13 protein-coding genes and 3 tRNA genes are annotated in these 18,435 nt (G+C 71.6%); 9 read left to right on the top strand and 7 right to left on the bottom strand.

The window, feature by feature from the left end:
* Positions 1-150: 150 nt before the first annotated feature.
* Positions 151-1,431, top strand: a complete 1,281-nt coding sequence (locus tag ACZ66S_RS01585; RefSeq protein ID WP_469898886.1) for an RNA polymerase sigma factor — start codon at positions 151-153, stop codon at positions 1,429-1,431.
* Positions 1,432-1,506: 75 nt separating this feature from the next.
* Here ACZ66S_RS01585 and ACZ66S_RS01580 read toward each other — a convergent pair whose 3' ends face one another.
* The 4 genes from ACZ66S_RS01580 to ACZ66S_RS01565 form a co-directional block, all read right to left on the bottom strand.
* The gene (locus tag ACZ66S_RS01580) at positions 1,507-3,435 is read right to left on the bottom strand and encodes an ABC transporter ATP-binding protein (protein ID WP_469898885.1); all 1,929 of its coding nucleotides are present in this window, start codon (positions 3,433-3,435) and stop codon (positions 1,507-1,509) included.
* Positions 3,435-5,168, bottom strand: coding sequence for an ABC transporter ATP-binding protein (locus ACZ66S_RS01575; protein ID WP_469898883.1), 1,734 nt, complete (start codon positions 5,166-5,168; stop codon positions 3,435-3,437). Before ACZ66S_RS01575 ends, ACZ66S_RS01580 begins: the two co-directional genes overlap by 1 nt.
* A 163-nt stretch (positions 5,169-5,331) precedes the next feature.
* Entirely contained in the window at positions 5,332-6,768 is a 1,437-nt protein-coding gene (locus ACZ66S_RS01570; RefSeq protein WP_469898882.1) for an FGGY family carbohydrate kinase, read from the bottom strand.
* A gap of 107 nt (positions 6,769-6,875) precedes the next feature.
* Positions 6,876-7,181, bottom strand: coding sequence for a hypothetical protein (locus ACZ66S_RS01565; RefSeq protein ID WP_053847735.1), 306 nt, complete (start codon positions 7,179-7,181; stop codon positions 6,876-6,878).
* A gap of 179 nt (positions 7,182-7,360) precedes the next feature.
* On the opposite strand from ACZ66S_RS01565, the gene ACZ66S_RS01560 reads away from it, so the two are divergent.
* From ACZ66S_RS01560 to ACZ66S_RS01530, 7 genes are all read left to right on the top strand, one after another.
* Positions 7,361-7,433, top strand: a tRNA-Asn gene (locus tag ACZ66S_RS01560).
* 6 nt (positions 7,434-7,439) lie between these two features.
* A tRNA-Asn gene (locus ACZ66S_RS01555) sits at positions 7,440-7,512 on the top strand.
* 169 nt (positions 7,513-7,681) lie between these two features.
* Positions 7,682-7,755 (top strand) — tRNA-Ile (locus ACZ66S_RS01550).
* A gap of 759 nt (positions 7,756-8,514) precedes the next feature.
* Positions 8,515-9,060, top strand: a complete 546-nt coding sequence (locus tag ACZ66S_RS01545; RefSeq protein WP_469898881.1) for a hypothetical protein — start codon at positions 8,515-8,517, stop codon at positions 9,058-9,060.
* 80 nt (positions 9,061-9,140) lie between these two features.
* A complete protein-coding gene (locus tag ACZ66S_RS01540; RefSeq protein ID WP_469898880.1) occupies positions 9,141-10,682 on the top strand; it encodes an FG-GAP-like repeat-containing protein in 1,542 nt (513 codons plus the stop codon).
* A gap of 186 nt (positions 10,683-10,868) precedes the next feature.
* Positions 10,869-11,417 (top strand): SigE family RNA polymerase sigma factor, encoded by a 549-nt coding sequence (locus tag ACZ66S_RS01535; RefSeq protein WP_469898879.1) that lies wholly within the window; start codon positions 10,869-10,871, stop codon positions 11,415-11,417.
* Entirely contained in the window at positions 11,414-12,103 is a 690-nt protein-coding gene (locus tag ACZ66S_RS01530) for a SecDF P1 head subdomain-containing protein (protein ID WP_469898877.1), read from the top strand. The genes ACZ66S_RS01535 and ACZ66S_RS01530 overlap by 4 nt, the downstream gene beginning before the upstream one ends.
* A 26-nt stretch (positions 12,104-12,129) precedes the next feature.
* Here the strand turns inward: ACZ66S_RS01530 and ACZ66S_RS01525 are convergent, their stop codons facing one another.
* The 3 genes from ACZ66S_RS01525 to ACZ66S_RS01515 form a co-directional block, all read right to left on the bottom strand.
* Positions 12,130-15,294, bottom strand: coding sequence for a family 78 glycoside hydrolase catalytic domain (locus ACZ66S_RS01525; protein ID WP_469898875.1), 3,165 nt, complete (start codon positions 15,292-15,294; stop codon positions 12,130-12,132).
* A 129-nt stretch (positions 15,295-15,423) separates the two neighbouring features.
* Positions 15,424-15,963: a hypothetical protein gene (locus ACZ66S_RS01520; RefSeq protein ID WP_469898874.1), complete on the bottom strand. Its 540-nt coding sequence runs from the start codon at positions 15,961-15,963 to the stop codon at positions 15,424-15,426.
* A gap of 442 nt (positions 15,964-16,405) precedes the next feature.
* A complete protein-coding gene (locus tag ACZ66S_RS01515) occupies positions 16,406-17,077 on the bottom strand; it encodes an ANTAR domain-containing response regulator (RefSeq protein WP_469898872.1) in 672 nt (223 codons plus the stop codon).
* 330 nt (positions 17,078-17,407) lie between these two features.
* Between ACZ66S_RS01515 and ACZ66S_RS01510 the strand changes: the two genes are divergently transcribed.
* Positions 17,408-18,337, top strand: coding sequence for an anti-sigma factor RsbA family regulatory protein (locus ACZ66S_RS01510; RefSeq protein WP_469898871.1), 930 nt, complete (start codon positions 17,408-17,410; stop codon positions 18,335-18,337).
* The last annotated feature ends 98 nt before the right edge of the window (positions 18,338-18,435 follow it).

Raw genomic sequence — 18,435 nt, 5'->3', positions numbered from 1 at the left:
GCGGCCGGTTCGGTACGCCTTTCAAGTGGTTTCACGGTCCTCGGCCCGTGTACTCGTAAGGCAAAGTAACCACGCGGTCACGGACCGGACTCAAAAAGTCACCGCACGCCCCTCGTGGCGGCGATGTGTCGTACTCCACACTGGGTTCCGGTGCCTGAGTCCTCGGAGCGCGGCCGATCCGTCCCCGACGGGTCCCAGACCCCCGCGGTTCCGCTCATCGCGTACGGGACGGACAGCGGCGAGGCCGCCGACTCCGCCCCCGAAGTACCGCTGCCGCACTCCTTGGCAGCGATCATCCTGGAGGTCGCCCCCGTGCAGACCCAGACCCTCGCACAGACCGAGAACAGTACGGACGACACGACAGAGCAGGACGCCGAGACCGACGTTCTCGTCGCGGTGCCCCCGCAGAACCGTGTCGAGCACCACCCCGAGGCGGAGCCGGACGCCCCGCCCGCGGAAGTGATCGAGACCGAGCCGGCCGAACCGCCCGAGCCGCCCCGCGGCCGCGTCGACACCGGCGGCCCGTCCTCGGACCTGTTCCGCCAGTACCTGCGGGAGATCGGCCGCATCCCGCTGCTCACCGCGGCCGAGGAGGTCGAACTCGCCCGCCGGGTCGAGGCCGGGCTGTTCGCCGAGGAGAAACTGAGCAACACCCCCGACCTGGACAGCCAGTTGGCGCTCGACCTGGACCGCCTGGTCGTGCTGGGCCGGATGGCCAAGCGCCGCCTCATCGAGGCGAACCTGCGGCTCGTCGTGTCCGTCGCGAAACGCTACGTCGGCCGCGGCCTGACCATGCTCGACCTGGTCCAGGAGGGCAACCTGGGCCTGATCCGCGCGGTCGAGAAGTTCGACTACGCCCGCGGCTACAAGTTCTCCACCTACGCCACCTGGTGGATCCGCCAGGCCATGTCCCGGGCCCTCGCCGACCAGGCCCGCACGATCCGGGTCCCGGTCCACGTGGTCGAGCTGATCAACCGGGTCGTCCGCGTGCAGCGGCGCATGCTGCAGGAACGCGGGTACGAACCGACGCCGGAGGAAGTGGCCGCGCATTTGGATCTCGCCCCGGAGCGGGTGAGCGAGGTGCTGCGCCTCGCCCAGGAGCCGGTGTCGTTGCACGCGCCGGTGGGCGAGGAGGACGACGTCGCCCTCGGTGACCTCATCGAGGACGGCGACGCGGCGAGTCCCGTGGAGTCGGCGGCGTTCCTGCTGCTCAGGGAGCACCTGGAGGCCGTGCTGTCCACGCTGGGTGAGCGGGAGAGGAAGGTCGTACAGCTTCGGTACGGCTTGGCTGACGGCCGTCCTCGTACGTTGGAGGAGATCGGCCGGATCTTCGGGGTCACCCGGGAGCGGATACGGCAGATCGAGTCCAAGACCCTCAACAAGCTGCGGGACCACGCTTTTGCGGATCAGCTTCGGGGTTATCTGGATTGACGCCGGGTGCGGGCGAGTGGGGGCTGGTCGCGCGGTTCCCCGCGCCCCTGGGTGGGTTCCAGCCCCCTTCGCTGATCAGTCGACCTCCGCCACCGCCTGTGCGAACTGTGCCTGGTACAGGCGGGCGTACGCTCCGTCCGCCTCCAACAGGTCCGTGTGCGTGCCCTGTTCGACGATCGCGCCGTTCTCCATCACCAGGATGGTGTCGGCGTCGCGGATCGTCGACAGGCGGTGCGCGATCACGAACGACGTGCGGCCGTGAGCCAGTTTGGCCATCGCCTTCTGGATCAGGACCTCGGTGCGGGTGTCCACCGAACTCGTCGCCTCGTCCAGGACGAGGATCACCGGGTCCGACAGGAACGCCCGCGCGATGGTGATGAGCTGCTTCTCGCCCGCGCTCACCCCGCTGCCCTCGTCGTCGATGACGGTGTCGTAGCCCTCGGGCAGGGTCCGCACGAACCGGTCCGCGTGGGCCGCCCGCGCCGCCTCCTCGATCTCGCCCCGGGTGACCTCGCGCGTGGCGCCGTACGCGATGTTCTCCGCGATCGTGCCGCCGAACAGCCAGGTGTCCTGGAGGACCATGCCGATCGCGGCGCGCAGGTCGTCGCGGGACATCGTGGCGATGTCCACCCCGTCGAGGGTGATCCGGCCGCCCGAGACGTCGTAGAACCGCATGAGCAGGTTGACCAGGGTGGTCTTCCCGGCTCCCGTCGGGCCCACGATCGCCACCGTGTGGCCGGGCTCGACCTTCAGCGAGAGGTCGTCGATGAGCGGCTTCTCGGGGTCGTAGCGGAAGGAGACGTGCTCCAGGGCGACCCGCCCCCGCAGTTCCTCCGGCCTGACGCTCGGGACCGGGTCCGCCTCCTGCTCCTCCGCGTCCAGCAGCTCGAAGACCCGTTCCGCGGAGGCCACGCCCGACTGGACCAGGTTCGCCATCGAGGCGACCTGCGTCAGCGGCATCGAGAACTGCCGGGAGTACTGGATGAACGCCTGCACGTCACCGATGGAGAGGGAACCGGACGCGACCCGCAGCCCGCCCACGACCGCCACCAGCACGTAGTTGATGTTCGACACGAACATCATCAGCGGCTGCATGACCCCGCTGTTGAACTGCGCCTTGAACCCGGCCTCGTACAGCGCCTCGTTCTGCTCGGCGAACTGCGCGGCCGACTCGTCCTGGCGGCCGAAGACCTTCACCAGGGTGTGCCCGGTGTACATCTCCTCGATGTGGGCGTTGAGCTTGCCGGTCGAGCGCCACTGCTGCACGAAGTGCGGCTGCGAGCGCTTGCCGACGCGCGTGGCGACGACGAACGACAGCGGCACGGTGACCAGTGCGACCAGGGCCAGCAGCCAGGACACCCAGAACATCATCGCGAGCACACCGATGATGGTGAGCAGCGAGTTGATGAGCTGCCCCATCGACTGCTGGAGGGTCTGCCCGATGTTGTCGATGTCGTTCGTGGCCCGGGACAGCACCTCGCCGCGCTGGCGCTTGTCGAAGTACGACAGCGGCAGCCGCGACATCTTCGTCTGCACGTCCTCGCGCATCCGGAACATCGTGCGGTTGACGGTCCGGTTGACCAGCCGCGTCGCCACCGCCATCAGCAGCCCGGCGATCAGGAACACCCCGACCGCGAACAGCAGGACATGCCCGACGGCGGTGAAGTCGATGCCCTCGCCGGGCGTGAAGTCGGTGCTGCGGAGCATGTCGGCGACCTGACCGTCGCCGCGCTCCCGCATCCGCGCGAGGACCTCCTCCTTGCTCGCGCCGGCCGGCATCTGCCGTCCGATGATGCCCGCGAAGACCAGGTCGGTGGCCTCGCCGAGGATCTTCGGCCCGACCACGTTCAGGCCGACGCTCACCACGACACAGGCCAGCATCGCGTAGAGGGTGAGCCGCTCCGGCCGGAACCGGGCGAGCAGCCGCCGGCCGGACACCTTGAAGTCCAGCGAGCGGGTCTCGGGACCGCCGCCTGCCATCATGCGCCCCATGGGCCCGGCCATCAGGCAGCCTCCGCTTCCGTGAGCTGGGAGAGCACGATCTCCCGGTAGGTCTCGTTGTCCGCCATGAGCTCGCGGTGGGTGCCGGTGCCGACGACCCGGCCCTCGTCGAGGACGACGATCCGGTCGGCGTCCCGGATGGTGGCCACCCGCTGGGCGACGATCACCACGGTCGCCTCCGCGGTCTCCTCCGCGAGCGCCGCGCGCAGGGCCGCGTCGGTCGCGTAGTCGAGAGCGGAGAAGGAGTCGTCGAAGAGGTAGATCTCCGGCCGCTGCACGAGCGTGCGCGCGATGGCGAGCCGCTGCCGCTGACCGCCGGAGACGTTGGTGCCGCCCTGTGCGACGGGGGAGTCCAGTCCGTTCTCCAGCCGCTCGACGAAGTCCCTGGCCTGGGCCACCTCCAGCGCGTGCCACAGCTCCTCGTCCGTGGCGTCCGGATTGCCGTAGCGCAGGTTCGTGGCGACCGTGCCCGCGAAGAGGTACGGCTTCTGCGGCACCAGTCCGACCGTCCTGGCCAGCAGTTTCGGATCGATGGTCGACACCTCGGTGCCGTCCACGAGCACCTCGCCGTCGGTCGCGTCGAAGAGCCGGGGGACCAGTCCGAGCAGGGTGGACTTGCCGCTGCCGGTCGAGCCGATCACGGCGGTCACCTCGCCGGGCCGGGCCACCAGGTCGATCGCCCTGAGCACCGGCTCCTCGGCACCCGGATAGCGGAAGCCCGCGCCCCGGAGCTCCAGGTGCCCGTGCCTGCGCAGCTCGCGGACGGGGGCCGGGGGAGGCACCACGCTGGAGGAGGTGTCGAGGATCTCCTGGACGCGCTCGGCGCACACCTCGGCGCGCGGCACCATCATGAACATGAAGGTGGCCATCATCACGGACATGACGATCTGCATCAGATAGGCGAGGAACGCCGTCAGGTCGCCGATCTGCATCTCGCCGCTGTCGATCCGGTGCGCGCCGAACCACACCACGGCGATCGACGACAGGTTCACCGTCGTCATGACCACGGGGAACATCAGCGCGAGCAGGTTGCCGGTCTTGAGGGACATCTCCGTCAGGTCGGTGTTCGCCTTCCGGAAGCGGTCCTCCTCGTAGTCGTCCCGGACGAACGCCCGGATGACCCGGTTGCCGGTGATCTGCTCGCGCAGCACCCGGTTCACCGTGTCGAGCCGCACCTGCATGGACCGGAACAGCGGGCGCAGCCGCCGTACGATCAGCGTCACGCAGATGCCCAGCGTCGGCACCACGGCCACCAGCACCCCGGACAGCGGCACGTCCAGGCCGAGCGCCAGCACGATGCCGCCCACGCACATGATGGGCGCCGACACCATCAGGGTGAACGTCATCAGGGCCAGCATCTGGACCTGCTGCACGTCATTGGTCGTACGGGTGATCAGGGAGGGTGCGCCGAACTGGCCCACCTCGCGCGCCGAGAACGACTGCACCCGGTCGAAGACGGCCGCCCGCACGTCCCGGCCGAGCGCGGCGGCGGTCCGGGCGCCGTAGAACACGGCCCCGATGTTGCACACCACCTGCGCCAGCGAGATGCCGATCATCAGGGCGCCGTAGCCCAGGATGTAGCCGGTGTCGCCGTTCACCACGCCTTCGTCGATGATGTCCGCGTTCAGCGTGGGCAGGTAGAGGGTGGCGCAGGTCTGCAGGAACTGCAGCAGCACCAGGATGGTGATGGGTTTCTTGTAGGGCCTGAGATAGGTCCGCAGAAGTCGTATGAGCACGCTACGTCTCTCGGAGTCGGCGACGGGGCGAGTGGTTGCCCCTGGCCCCTATCGTCGGACACTCCACCGGTGTTACCTCAACCGATTAAGCCGACAGCGCTGCCGCGTACGGCCTCACGGGGCTCCGTGGGCGCCGAGTCCTACCGGACTCTTACCTTCCGGCCTAGCGGAACGCCCCCGGGTAGGTCTGCTCCCGCACCGACACGTACTGCTGCCGGACCGCCTGCCCCACCGCCAGCTCCTCGCCCGGCTCCAGGACCTGCGCGGCCGGGCCCTGCCACATCGGCGGGGTGCGCGGGTCGAGCGTGCCCTGTGACACCCCGAGCGCCCAGGCCGCCTGCCGGGCCGCGCCGACCGCCGCGTAGTCCGCCGGCTGGGGCACGACGACCTGCGCGCCGAACAGCGCGGGCGCGGCGGTCTGGACGGCGGACAGCTCGGCGGCCGCCCCCAGCAGGAAGACCCGGCGCACCTCGACCCCCCGGCCGCGCAGCACGTCGAGCGCGTCGGCGAGCCCGCACAGCATGCCCTCGAACGCGGCCCGCGCCAGGTGCTCCGGCTTCATCGACTCCCGCCTGAGCCCGCTCAGGGTCCCGGCGGTGTGCGGCAGGTTCGGCGTCCGCTCCCCTTCCAGATAGGGCAGCAGTACGAGCCCGTGGGAGCCCGGCGTCGACTTCATCGCCAGGTCGGACAGGCTCTCCAGATCGGCGAGCCCGAGCATCTCGGCGGCCCCGCGCAGGGTGCGGACGGCGTTCAGGGTGGTGACGACGGGCAGGTGCATGCCGGTCGCGTCGGCCAGGGAGGTGATCATCCCGGTGTTGTCGACGAGCGCCTCGGGGTGGACGGCCATCACGGAGCCGGAGGCACCCAGCGAGACCACGGCGTCTCCGAGACCGATCCCGAGCCCGAAGGCGGCGGCCATGGTCTCCCCGGTCCCGGCGGAGATCAACAGCCCCTCCGGGGTCGTACCGGCCGCCTCCGCGGGGCCGATCACCTCGGGCAGCATCGCCTGGTGGCCGAGGGCCAGCTCCACCAGGTCGGAGCGGTAGGCGCCGGTGGCCGCGGACCAGTAGCCGGTCCCGGAGGCGCCGCCGCGGTCGGTGGTCCTGCGCACCGGCCGGCCGAGGAGCTGCCACACCAGCCAGTCGTGCGCCTGGAGCAGGACGGCGGTGCGCAGGGCGGCGTCGGGCTCGGTCTTGTTCAGCCAGCGCAGCTTGGTGACGGGCTGCGCGGCCTGCGGCACACACCCCACGGACTGCGCCCATGCCTCGCGACCGCCGAGCGCGTCGACCAGGTCGGCCGCGGCGACCTGCGCGCGCTTGTCGCCGCCGACCATGGCGGGGCGCACGGTGTTGCCCTGGGCGTCGAGCGGCACGACGGCGTTCTGCTGGGCCGACACACCGATGGCCTGCACTCCTTCGAGGAGACCGCCGCCGGCGGCCTCACCCAGGGACAGGAGCCAGGCCTGGGGGTCGACGTCGGACGGACGGCCCTCGACCGGGTGCGGCGCGTACCCCTGTTTGAGTACGGCACCCGTGTCCGCGTCGCAGACGACGATGCGAGTGAATTCGGGTGAGCTGTCCAACCCGGCGACTATCCCCATGGCGGAAATTCTATGGGCGTAGCGTCGCCGCGGTGTGCGCGGATACGCGGGGGCGGGACCGGCACCGCCGGTCCCGCCCCCGCGAAGTGGGCCGAGTCACCCTCGGTTCATGTGGTGCTCGTGCCCCAGTCGTCCTGTGCGGTGCCGTTCGTGTTGCGGTCCCGCAGCGAGCGCACCCGCTGGGTCACGGACTCCGGCACCCGGTCGCCCACCTTGTCGCTGACCGCGTGGTACGCCTTGCCGGCGAACTGGCGGCCCTGCTGGGCGGCGGTCTCCGCGGTGTTGCGGACGGCCGGGTTCTGGGCCACCTGGCGGGCTGACTTCTTCAACTGTTCGTAGCGCTCGCGCCCGGCACGGGTGCCCAGCACGTAACCCAGAGTCAGTCCGACCACGAACGTGAGCTTGTAGCGCATGGCGGTCACCCTTCCTTGCGTAGGTATCCGGTGCGACGTCGGTGTCGGCTCGGTGTCGGTATCGGTGTCGGGGGAACCGATTGGCGGAGCACCCCCCTGCTTGCGCTAATGTATGTGTCGCAGCGAGCGCCCGCCCCCTGGCGAATACCCAGGGAGGTACGTTCGATGCAACGAAGCGATCCTCCGTAGCTCAATTGGCAGAGCAGCCGGCTGTTAACCGGCAGGTTACTGGTTCGAGTCCAGTCGGGGGAGCTTCGATCTTCCGTAGCTCAATTGGCAGAGCAGCCGGCTGTTAACCGGCAGGTTACTGGTTCGAGTCCAGTCGGGAGAGCAGGCAGAGGAAGGACCCCCGATGGGGTCCTTTTTCATGTCCGGGGGAACTGCCCAGGTCACAGGGGAGTCCTGAAGGGCAGGCGAAGTCGCCCCTGCGGAGCAGGAGATCGTATGAGCGGCTATGCTGCGGCAGACGGCGCGCACGCATGTACGCGACACGCCGCTATGGGGCGGTAGCTCAGCCGGTTAGAGCAGCGGACTCATAATCCGTCGGCCGTGGGTTCGAGTCCCACCCGCCCCACCTTGCACTTCACCACCCCTGCGGAAACGTCTCATCCGGGTGCGGATTCGGGAGCTGCTCCGGAACACGGCGGACTGGCCCGTCGTGGCCGACCGGGCCGAGCGGAGGACCGCCGGTTCGGTACAGGATCCTTTGTATCTCCGGCGGCGACCGCCAGTGGATCGACGGGGCCGCGCTGCGGTGCGTGCTCCCCTTCGGCGGTCGGTTGCTCCACGGGCGACGCGGGAGCGGCGGTAGGCGCCGTCGGGGCCGCCCGCTGGTGTGGTCCGGTGTCCCGGTCGGTGTCCGCCGCGTCCGTGCTCGTGGGGTGGCACAGCCGCTTCGGCGCGCACCGGGCACGGCGCTGTTTTTCGGGTCTTCCCATATCAACTGCCGTGCCCGCAAGAGCTAGTTGTGCGGTCGTAATCTGCAACTCCGCGTTTATTTACGGCTGTTGTCCGACCCGTAAGCAGGCTTTACACGTCCTCCACAATCTCCCGTACAACCTTTACGTGGTGTGACGGAGATCACTGAAAAGCCATGCGGAATGTCGCTTAATGCCTGGTTTTACGCACTCGACCAGGGGATCGCTTCGTGTTGGTATGGCGAAGCGGATGACGATGACCGAGGCGGGGGGCCTCTCACTTCGAGGGGCAAGGGGACTGCTTTCCAAGGGAGTTGGGGCATTCCCGGCGGGGCGATGTCGCTATCGCATCCTGTGCACCCGAATTCGAGCCCGGTGACGTGCATCCGGACGTCGGCGACGAACTTGGGGATGCGATGAGGAATGACAGCGGGACGTCCATGAAGCCGCGACGCAGACGGCTCGCGTGGCGCGCCCTGGGTGCGGCCGCGGTCGGCACCCTGGCCTGGATCACGGTGACCACGGGCCTGCCCGGCGGGGCCTCGCAGGAGGCGAACCCCACCGCGCTGGTCGCGGGGGAGGAACCCGGTTTCGCGGTGGAGGACTTCAACTACCCGCTGGCGGACAAGATCCTGGCCGAGAAGAAGATCCTGCTCAAGCGTGGCGACGGGCACATCACCCTGGCCGACTGCGCGAGCGGGACCGGTCTGCTGGAGATCATGGCCCGCGACAAGGCGGACAAGATCTGCTTCAAGGTGGTGGGCGACTCGGGCTGGCTGACCCTGGAGATCCCCGCGGTCTACGCGATCAAGGGCAACGACTACACGACGGCGGTCGACATGACCGTGGGCACCGAGGAGAAGTCGTTCGACGTCCTCAAGAACTCCTGGACGCCGGTGGGTGAGGCCGCGGACCCGGACAGCCGCGATCACATGCTCGTCGAGATCAGGTCCACCAAGTAGCGCAGATCGATCCCGACACGCCCGCCGCCCCGCGATCCGGTGCCCACAGGACGCGCGGCCCTCGTGACTAGGAACCCACGTTGACGTACCTCTCCCGAAGTCTCCGTCTCGCCGTGTCGGCCGCCGCGCTGGTCGCGGCCCCCTTCGCGCTGAGCTCGCCCACCGCCACCGCACTCAACGGAACCGACGCCCCGGCGCAGTTGAACTTCGTCGCGAAGATCAACGTCGGCGAGCAGAGTGCCTGCACCGGCACCCTCGTCGCCCCGCAGTGGGTCCTGACCGCGGCCTCCTGCTTCGGTACGGACGCCAAGCCCCCCGAGGGCAGACCCGCCGTCGCCACCACCGTCACCGTCGGCCGCACCGACCTGACCCAGACGGGCGGCAGCGTCCTGCCGGCCATCCGGCTCGTCCCCCATGCCGACCGGGACCTGGTGCTCGTCAAACTCGCCGCGAGGATCACCGATCCCACCGTCAAGCCCGTGCGGCTGGCGACCTCGCCCGCCGCCGCGGGCGAGGAGCTGGTGAAGGCCGGGTTCGGGCGCACGAAGACCGAATGGGTGCCCGACAAGCTACACACCGGCACGTTCACCGTCGCGGCCACCGCGGCCACCACGGTGGACCTCGACGGCTCCGACACCGCGACCGTCTGCAAGGGCGACGCGGGCGGTCCCGCCCTGCGCACGGTCAACGGCACCACGGAGCTCGTGGCCGTCAACTCCCGTTCCTGGCAGGGTGGTTGCCTGGGCATCGATCCCGCCGAGACCCGTACCGGCGCCGTCGACACCCGGGTCGACGACCTCGGCGACTGGGTCGCCCACGCCGTCTCCCGCAACCCGGACGACGTCACCGGCGACGGCAAGGCCGACCTCGTGGCGATCAAGGACGACGGCATCCTGTGGGTCTACCCGGGCACCGGGAACGCGACCGGCAGCACCTTCGGCACCCGCTTCCAGGCCGGCACCGGTTGGCAGAGCCAGGACGCCGTCACCGTCGGGGACGTCAACAACGACGGCATCGGCGATCTCCTGTCCCGTCAGGCGTCGGACGGCACCCTGTGGGTCTACCCGGGCACAGGGAAGACCGGCATGGAGACCTTCGGCACCCGCTACCAGGTCGGCCGGAGCTGGCAGACCCAGGACGTCACCCGCACCGGCGACTTCAACACCGACGGGCTCACCGACGTACTGACCCGTCAGGCGTCGGACGGCACCCTGTGGGTCTACCCGGGCACCGGCAAGACCGGCATGGAGACCCTCGGCACCCGCTACCAGGTCGGTACCGGCTGGAAGAGCCAGGACGTCATCACCACCGGCGACCTCAACAACGACGGGCGTCCCGACGTGCTGTCCCGCCAGGCGTCCGACGGCACGCTGTGGGTCTACCCCGGCACCGGACGGGTGAGCGGCGCCTTCGGCACCCGCTACCAGGTCGGGCGGAGCTGGCAGACGCAGAACGCCCTTCGTACCGGGGACTACAACAACGACGGGCTCACCGACGTGCTGTCCCGCCAGGCCGCCGACAACACGCTGTGGGTCTACCCCGGCACCGGGAAGACCGGCATGGACACCCTCGGCACCCGCTACCAGGCGGGCACCGGCTGGGGACCGTACCGCATCCTCTGAACCGGTTGCCGTCCCTGCGCGCAAGCCCGGGGCCGCGACGTGGGCGTCCGACGCCCGTGTCGCGGCCCCGCGGCCGTGCGGGGGCCGGAGCGGCGGCCGCGGCCGGGCCGTTCGAGAAAGTCCGGCCGGCGGGGCAGTGGAACCGCCCTCCCGACCCGTCTTTACGGGGGAACGAGGGAGGGCGCATTGAACGCCGACGAGGAACGCCAGTTCCGCGAGTTCGTGGCGGCGCGGTCGAGATCGCTGCTGCACACGGCCTACCTGCTGACGGGGGACTGGGAGCAGGGCCGGGACCTGTTGCAGACCGCGCTCGCGGCCACCGCCCGTCGCTGGTCGAGACTGCGCGACCGGGAGCAGCCGGAGATCTATGTGCGCCGGGCGCTCTACCACGCCCAGGTGGACCGTTTCCGGCTGCTCAGTTGGGGACGGGAGACGGTCACCGACAGCGTCCCGGACCGGCCGTCCGCGCAGGCCGCCGACTGGGCCGACACGGTGGTCCAGCGGCAGGACATCATGGCCGCGCTGCGGCGACTGCCCAAGCGGCAGCGCGCGGTGATCGTGCTGCGCTACTTCGAGGACCGGCCGGACGCCGAGATCGCCGCGATCCTGGGCGTCGCCCAGGGGACGGTCCGCAGCCAGACCCACAAGGCCCTCGCCTCCCTCCGCGCCACCCTGGCCGAGGCGGGACCGTCGGGCGCCTCCTCCACCGTCTCCGGAAGGGGCGCCGTCGCATGAACGACTCCACCGAACACCCGCTGCACGCCGCCCTGCACGCCGAGGTCCGGGAGAGCGGCGATGCCGCCGGTGCCCACCTGGCCGGGCTGGCCGACGGCGCGCTGCGGATCGCCCGGCGGCGGCAGCGGCTGACCCGCGCCGGGGTCGGCGTCGTCGCCGTCGCCGCGATCGCCACCGCCGGGGCGGCCGTCGCGGACGGGACCGTCTCCCGCGCACACGTACGGCCCGGCGCCGGGGCCGGCACCGAGAAGGCGGCCCTGGTCTCCCTGCTGCCTGTCACCTCCGCCGACCAGAGGGCCTGCGTCCCCGGCAGCGGCGGCTGGACCGTGCGGGCGAGCGCCTACCACCCCACGTACTGCGTCCGGGTCGACCGGGCCACGGGCATGACCGGAGTCCAGGTCGCCTCCGCCAGGGCCGTGAGGAGCGGCAGCGACGGCACCTGGCGGGTCGAGGTGAGCCTCGACGCGGCCGACCGGAGGAGTCTCGCCACCCTCACCGGCTCCCTCGCGTCGGCCCCGGCCCCGCGCAACGAGTTCGCCATCGTCGTGGACGGCGAGCTGTGGGGCACCCCGTCCGTGGCCGCCCCGCTCACCGGCGGCCGTCTCGAGCTCGTCGGACCCTTCTACGGCGACCTCACCCGCGCCACCGCCCAGGACCTCGCCCACCGGCTCGATCCCGGCAGGTGACCCGGGCGGGGGCGGCCGCCCGGGGATCAGGGCCGCAGCCGCTCGACCCTCGTCGTGCCGGAGCCGACGGGCCCGACCCGCAGCACCGTGCCGGTGAGGTCGGTGAACGCCCTGGCCGGCAACCGGCCCCCGTCGGGTCCCGTCACCCGGTATCCCGCCTGGTCCGCCGCACCGATCTCCACCTCCAGCACCGCACGGGAGTTGGGCGGCACCGTGACCCGGGTCGTGTGGGCGTCGGCCGAGCGGTGCACGGCGACCTGAACCGGGCCGCGCACCGACGGCACCGTGCCGGAGACGTCGGTCAGGGCGCCGGTCCTCGGGCGGACCAGGAACTCCGCCGCGCCGGGTGCGCTCACCCGCACACCGAGCACGTGCCGCGCGACGGCGTTGGCCGGGGCGGAGGCCCAGGCGTGCGAGAAGGTGGTGTTGGACTTCAGCGCCGGGTCCCAGGCCTCGGTGACGATCGTGGCCTTGAGCGAATCCAGCATGTGCAGCCAGGAGTTGGTGGCCGTCGAGGTGAGCAGTGCGAGCGCCGCGTCGGAGCGGCCGAGCCGGAAGAGCGCGTCCAGCAGGAACTGCGCCCCGTACACGCTCACCCGCATCCCGCCCGCGGCCAGGGTGTCCCCGAGCCGGGCCCGTACGTCGGCGTCCAGCGGGTCCGCGACGCCGAGGGCGACCGGGAACGCGGTGGCGTGCTGGGCGCTGTGGGTGGTGCCCTCGCCGTCGAGGAAGCGGCCCGCCGCGCTGTCGAGCAGGGTGGCTCGCATGGCGGTGGCGAGCGTGTCGGCGCGATCCCGCAGCGTTTTCTCGTCGTCCGTTCTGCCCAGCGCCTCGGCGCACTTGGCGAGCGCGTCGAAGGCCGCGAACTGGAAGGCGTTCACGACGGTGTTGACGTTGGTGAACACGTATCCGTCGCGGCTGGCGACCGGCCAGTCCACGAGGTCGCCCAGGTCCTGGCTGCTGCTGCCGGGCGCCTTGCTCACCAACCCCCGCGAGTCCAGGTGCCCGGTGAGGTTCTTCGCCGCCAACAGGTCGTAGTCCTTGGCGAGTTGGCGGTCGTCGCCGGTGGCGAGGTAGTCCTCCCAGGCGGACAGGGCGCACATCAGCCGGTACTCGGTGGGCCAGGTGCCCTTGCGGACCAGGTAGTCGATGGACCAGCGGGTCAGGGCGTAGGAGCGCTGGACGCCGTACTCGGAGAGCTGGTTGATCAGCGCGTCCCCCTCGTAGGGGCCGCGCTCCCGGGTCGGGGTGTCCTGGTAGAGGTCGCCTCGGGTGGCCTCGATGGAGTACCGGCACAGCTCCCAGACCCGGTCCAGGGCGGGGTCGGAGCTGTGGAAGGATACCTCCTCGGCGTCCCAGTCCAGCTTCCACGCGCGCCCGGTGACGACCGCCCCGGACAGGTCCAGTGAGGTGCGCAGCTCCGCCCAGCGGAAGCCGCGGTAGCCCCAGTGCTCGAACCGCTGCCCGCCGTCGCGCAGGGTCCACACCTCGCGGTAGCTGTTGGTGGCGCGCAGTTGGTACCTGACCGTGCCGTCCGGGTTCAGCTCCTCGCCCAGGCGCACCTCGACCGTGTCGCCCGCGCTGCCGGTGACGTCCAGGGCGAGTCCGCCGACGATCTCCCGCCCGAGGTCCACCAGCCAGCGCCCGTCGGCGACCTCGGTGACGGAGGCGGGGGTGACGTCGTGGAGGCGCACCGGCTCGATCGGGGCCGGCACCAGCGAGGTGATCGCGGTGCGCACGGCCGGGGTGAGCCAGCCGCTGTCGTCGAAGCCGGGCCGGGTCCAGCCGACCGGCTCCTGGCGCAGGTCCCAGTACTCCTGCGGGACGCCGTAGTAGCTGCTGCCCGCGCTGCCCCTCGACGGCAGCAACCCGGCCTGGCGGCGCGCCTTCCAGTGGTCCCCCGAGGCCACGGTCGTGCGGCTGCCGTCGGTGTAGGTGATCTCCAGTTGGGCCAGGAAACGCTGCTCGGAGGTGGTCCAGCACAGGGCGGCGAGCGCGTTGGTCCTCCCCAGGGTGGCGGTGAGGTCGAACGCCTGGTAGGCCGTGCCGCTGCCGGAGCGCACCGACGCGTACCCCACCACCGTGCCGTTGCTCCACACCTTGGCCACGTACTGGCGGGCGGGGTCCGGCGAGGTCGCGGCGACGTAGAGGACGGCTGCGGCCACCCGCTTGCCCGCGTCGGTGGCGTACTCGTGGCGCAGCAGGGCCCAGGTGTCGTCGGCCCCGTAGGACGAGAGGGAGTTGGCGCCGGTGGGGAGGGTGAGCGTGCCCGCCGCGACCGTGCCGGCGGCGAAGGTGCCCCGGTCGGAGGTGAAGTCGTCGTCGAGCAGGACGGTCCCGTCGGCGGCGGTGAACGTGACCCGGTCGTAGACCTGGGACTCGGTCAGGCCGTTGCGCAGGCCGATGTTGCCGGAGGCGTAGCGGCTGTCGGTGGTGGTGTCGACGGTGACGCCGTCGACGGACGTGGTGAAGGTCGAGCCGGTCATGGTGACGGTGAGGTCCAGCCACTGGCCGGTGGTGACGGCGGACGGCAGCCGCACCTCGCCGAGGACGGTGTAGGTGCCGTTGACGCAGACGTGCTTGCGCAGCACGCCGGGGCTGCCGGCGCGGAGCTGCCACAGGTAGTTGTCGGCGGTGTTCGCGGCCCGGAACCAGACGCCGGCGGCCACGGCGGTGATCCTCACGCGGACGGTGAGCGTGCCGTCGGTCATGACCGGACCGGCCGGCACCCAGATCGGCTCGGCCCGCCACTCGTCCTCGACCGAGGTGGCGAGCAGGGTGGGCGCCGACCAGGAGGATCGTTTCTCCCCCCAGCTCGCTACCCGCCACCAGTAGGCGGTACGGGGCTCCAGGGGCGGCCCTTCGTACGGTACGGCGACGGAGTCGGCGGACATCCGCCGTCCCGAGTCCCAGACGAGCCGGTCGTCCTCGAAACCGCCCGGCGTGGCCGCCACCTGCACCTGGTAGGCGCGCTGCACGGTTCCGGCGCCGAAGTCGGGGACCTGCCAGCTAAACCGGGGCCGCTGTCCGGCGGTCGTGGCGAGGGCCCGGGGCAGAAGGTCGGTCAGGGTGCCGGTCGGCGCGGGCGGTGCGCCGGGGGCGGCGACGGCGCGGGGGCCGGTCAGGACGACCGAGGCGGCCGTGGCGCCACCCAGTTGGAGAAGTCTTCGGCGTGACAGGTCCCAGGGCATGGCGCGGCCTCGGCTCGTGAAAGGTTTCAACGGGGTTGCCCGGAGGTTAGGGTTCCGCCACACGCCGGTCAATGCCTGGGTCGAAGATTTGATCTGACGCTCAGGATGAAACGATTAAACCGCGCCGGCTCAGCCCTCGGGGAGTTCCGCGCGCAGGGTGTCGCGCAGCCGGCGCAGGTCGTCCGCGGGACGCCCCAGGCCGTTGAGGCCCAGCCGGGCCGCCTCGGTGCGGGCGACGGGACGGTCGGCGAAGGCCAGGTTCATCGAGGCGCGCAGCATCCACAGGTCGTAGGCGAGCAGCCGGGCCGCGCGGGCCTGCGCCGCCAGCAGGTCCGGGTCGGTGGTCCCGAGGTCTTGTAGGCGGGCGCGCAGCCGGTGCAGGCCGATGCTCTGCACCCCGCAGTCCCGTGCCGTCCCGCGCGGCACCGGGCCGGGCGCGCCGCACGCGGCCACCGCCTCGTCGGCCGGCCCCTGCGCGGCCACGGCCTCGTCCAGCACCCCGAGCAGCGCCCGCAGTTGCTCCGGCCGCGACGGGCGGACGGGAGCCGGACGCCGACGGGGGCGCACGAGGGGGCGCACAAGGAGCGGTAGGGCCGCGAGCCACCGTGGGACACCGAACCGCCGTGCGGCGCGGGGCGCCGGCGCGTCCGGAGCTGTGCCTGTGCGCATGGCCCCTCCTGGCGTGCGTGTGTCCGGGCCCCGCGAACCCGCCCGAAGGAGCGCGGAGAACCGGCTTCCGGCCGCCGCGCCCCTCCAGTGTGCGCCTCGCGCGCGGGCCGGTGTTCCTTCGCGTCCCGTCGGCCAAGGCTTGATCGGGCGTTCTCGGGGGTAGTTCTCCTCCCCCGGGAGTAGCGGGAGGTGGTGCGGTCGTCCCGGGGAGGCAGGACAGGTGCCTCCGTGGGCACGATGTGCGGGCGGGACTCGGAGACGAGGCTGGTCCGTGTCGGGGAACAGCAGTCAAGGCCCGAGGAGGGCGCCATGAACCGCCAGATCCGCGTTCGCGTCAGCCGCCGGCCCTCGTCCTCCCGTGACACCCGGCAGCCCGAGATCGACCGCAGGACCCCGTCGGGACGGCTGCTGCCGTACTGACACGGATCCCCCCGGCCGCGGGTCAGTTCAGGCATCGGTCGATCGCCGTCCGCAGCGCCCGGCGCAGTGCGGGCGACGGCACCGGGCCACCGCCCTCGGCACCGGCCGTGACCACCGCGGCGACCGTGCGCAGCTTGGTGTTGGAGAGCTGGGAGGCCTCGCGCAGGACGTCCCACGCCTGATCCGGGGAGCAGGCGTGGGTGGCCATCAGGACCCCGCGCGCCTGGTCGATGACCGGGCGGGTGAGGATCGCCTGCCGGAGCTGCTCGACCTCCGTGCGCAGCCGGTCGAGCTGCTGGGCGCGCTCCAGGACCACGGCGGAGGGCACGGGCTCCCGGCGCGTCCCCGGACCGTGCAGCGGATCGCCGGGATCCAGACCGGCCGCCGCCAGGACCCGGCGCGGCTGCTCGTTCCAGCCGGTCGCCGACACCCGTACCCGACGGCGGCGGGCCCAGGTGTCGAGGACCTCCAGGAACTGCAGCCCCGTCGTGTCCATGAAGGCGACGCCGGACATGTCCAGGTCCACCCGGTCGACGCCGTCCGGCAGTCGGGCCAGGGTCCCGGCCAGGGTGTCCGCGCAGCCGTGGACCAGATCGCCGCGGGGGTGGAGCACGGCCCCGCCCCCGTCCACGCCGCCGTCGATGGTCAGGGTGTTCAGCCGCCCTGCGAACGATATGTGTGTCGCTGAGCCCATGTCCGCCTCGCTGCTCCCCACAGTCGTCACGACGTTGAGTCACCGATCGCCGCCGGATCCCGGCCCCGCGCACGGCAGCGCGGATCCGCCGGTGCTGGGATGCGCCTGCCCCTCCGAAGGGGGAGTACACCAGGGCCGCCGGGGCGTGACGGGCGCACTCCGGGGGTAAACGCGGTCTCGTCCAGGTATTGACAGGAGACGTTCCGGGAGGGGAGACGTATCGGAAGGGACAGAGTCGGGTCGGCGGTGAGGAGTCGGAGTGAGGATCCGGTACGAGGCGGCACGCCGCCGCCCTCCGGCGCGCGGGAACGCGGTGACACCGTGACCACCGTGGCCGGGACCACGGATCCGTTCGCGCATCCCGCGCTCTTCTACCGCGACGAGCGGGAGTACCTCGCCGGAGTGGTGCCGTTCGTGCACAAGGCGCTCGCCGCCGGCGAACCGGTGGCCGTGGCCGTGCCCACCGAGAACCTGCGGCTGCTGAAGGCGGAGCTCGGCGCCGAGAAGACCGTGCGCTTCCTCGACATGCGGGAGGCCGGACGCAATCCCGGCCGGATCATCCCCGGGGTGCTGCGCGCCTTCGCCGACGCCCAGCCGCCCGGCACCCGCGTCTCGATCGTCGGCGAACCGGTCTGGGCCGGCCGCTCCGCCGTCGAGTACCCCGCCTGCGTCCAGCACGAGGCGCTCATCAACACCGCCTTCCGGGGCCGCGAGGTCACCGTGCTGTGCCCCTACGACACCGGCCGCCTCGACCCGCAGGCCGTCGCCGACGCCTACGCCACCCACCCCGTGGTCGTCGACGCCGGGTCCGGACGCGAGGAGGAGAGCGGACGGTACGACGTCGAGGCCGTGTACGCCCGCTACAACACCCCGCTGCCCCCGGCCCCGGACGTTGCCGCCCACGCCTTCGTCGCCGATGTGCTCGGCGAGATCCGGCACTTCGCGTCCGACGCGGCCGAGCGGTTCGGGCTCGTGCGGCCCCGGCTCGACGACCTGGCGCTGGCCGTCGCCGAGCTGACCACCAACAGCGTGGTGCACGGCGGCGGTTCGGGCCTGCTGCGGGTGTGGGCCGAGGACCGGCACGTGGTGTGCGAGGTCCGCGACCGGGGCCACCTCAGCGACCTGCTGGCCGGCCGCCGCCCGCCCTCCCGGGACCAGCAGGGCGGCCGCGGTCTGCTCATCGTCAACCTCGTCGCCGACCTCGTACGGGTGCACACCGGGCCGGACGGCACGGCGGTCCGCTGCTGGTTCGCCCTCTGACCGGCCCCGCGCCCCGCGCCCCGGCCGGCGGCCCCGGCGGGACCTCGCCGCGATGGCCGAACTGCGCCGGTCCGTCCGGCCCCGGTCCCGTTTGACCT

It is taken from the genome of Streptomyces sp. NPDC107471 (assembly GCF_055582845.1).
This window is presented reverse-complemented; position numbering and strand designations above follow the sequence as displayed.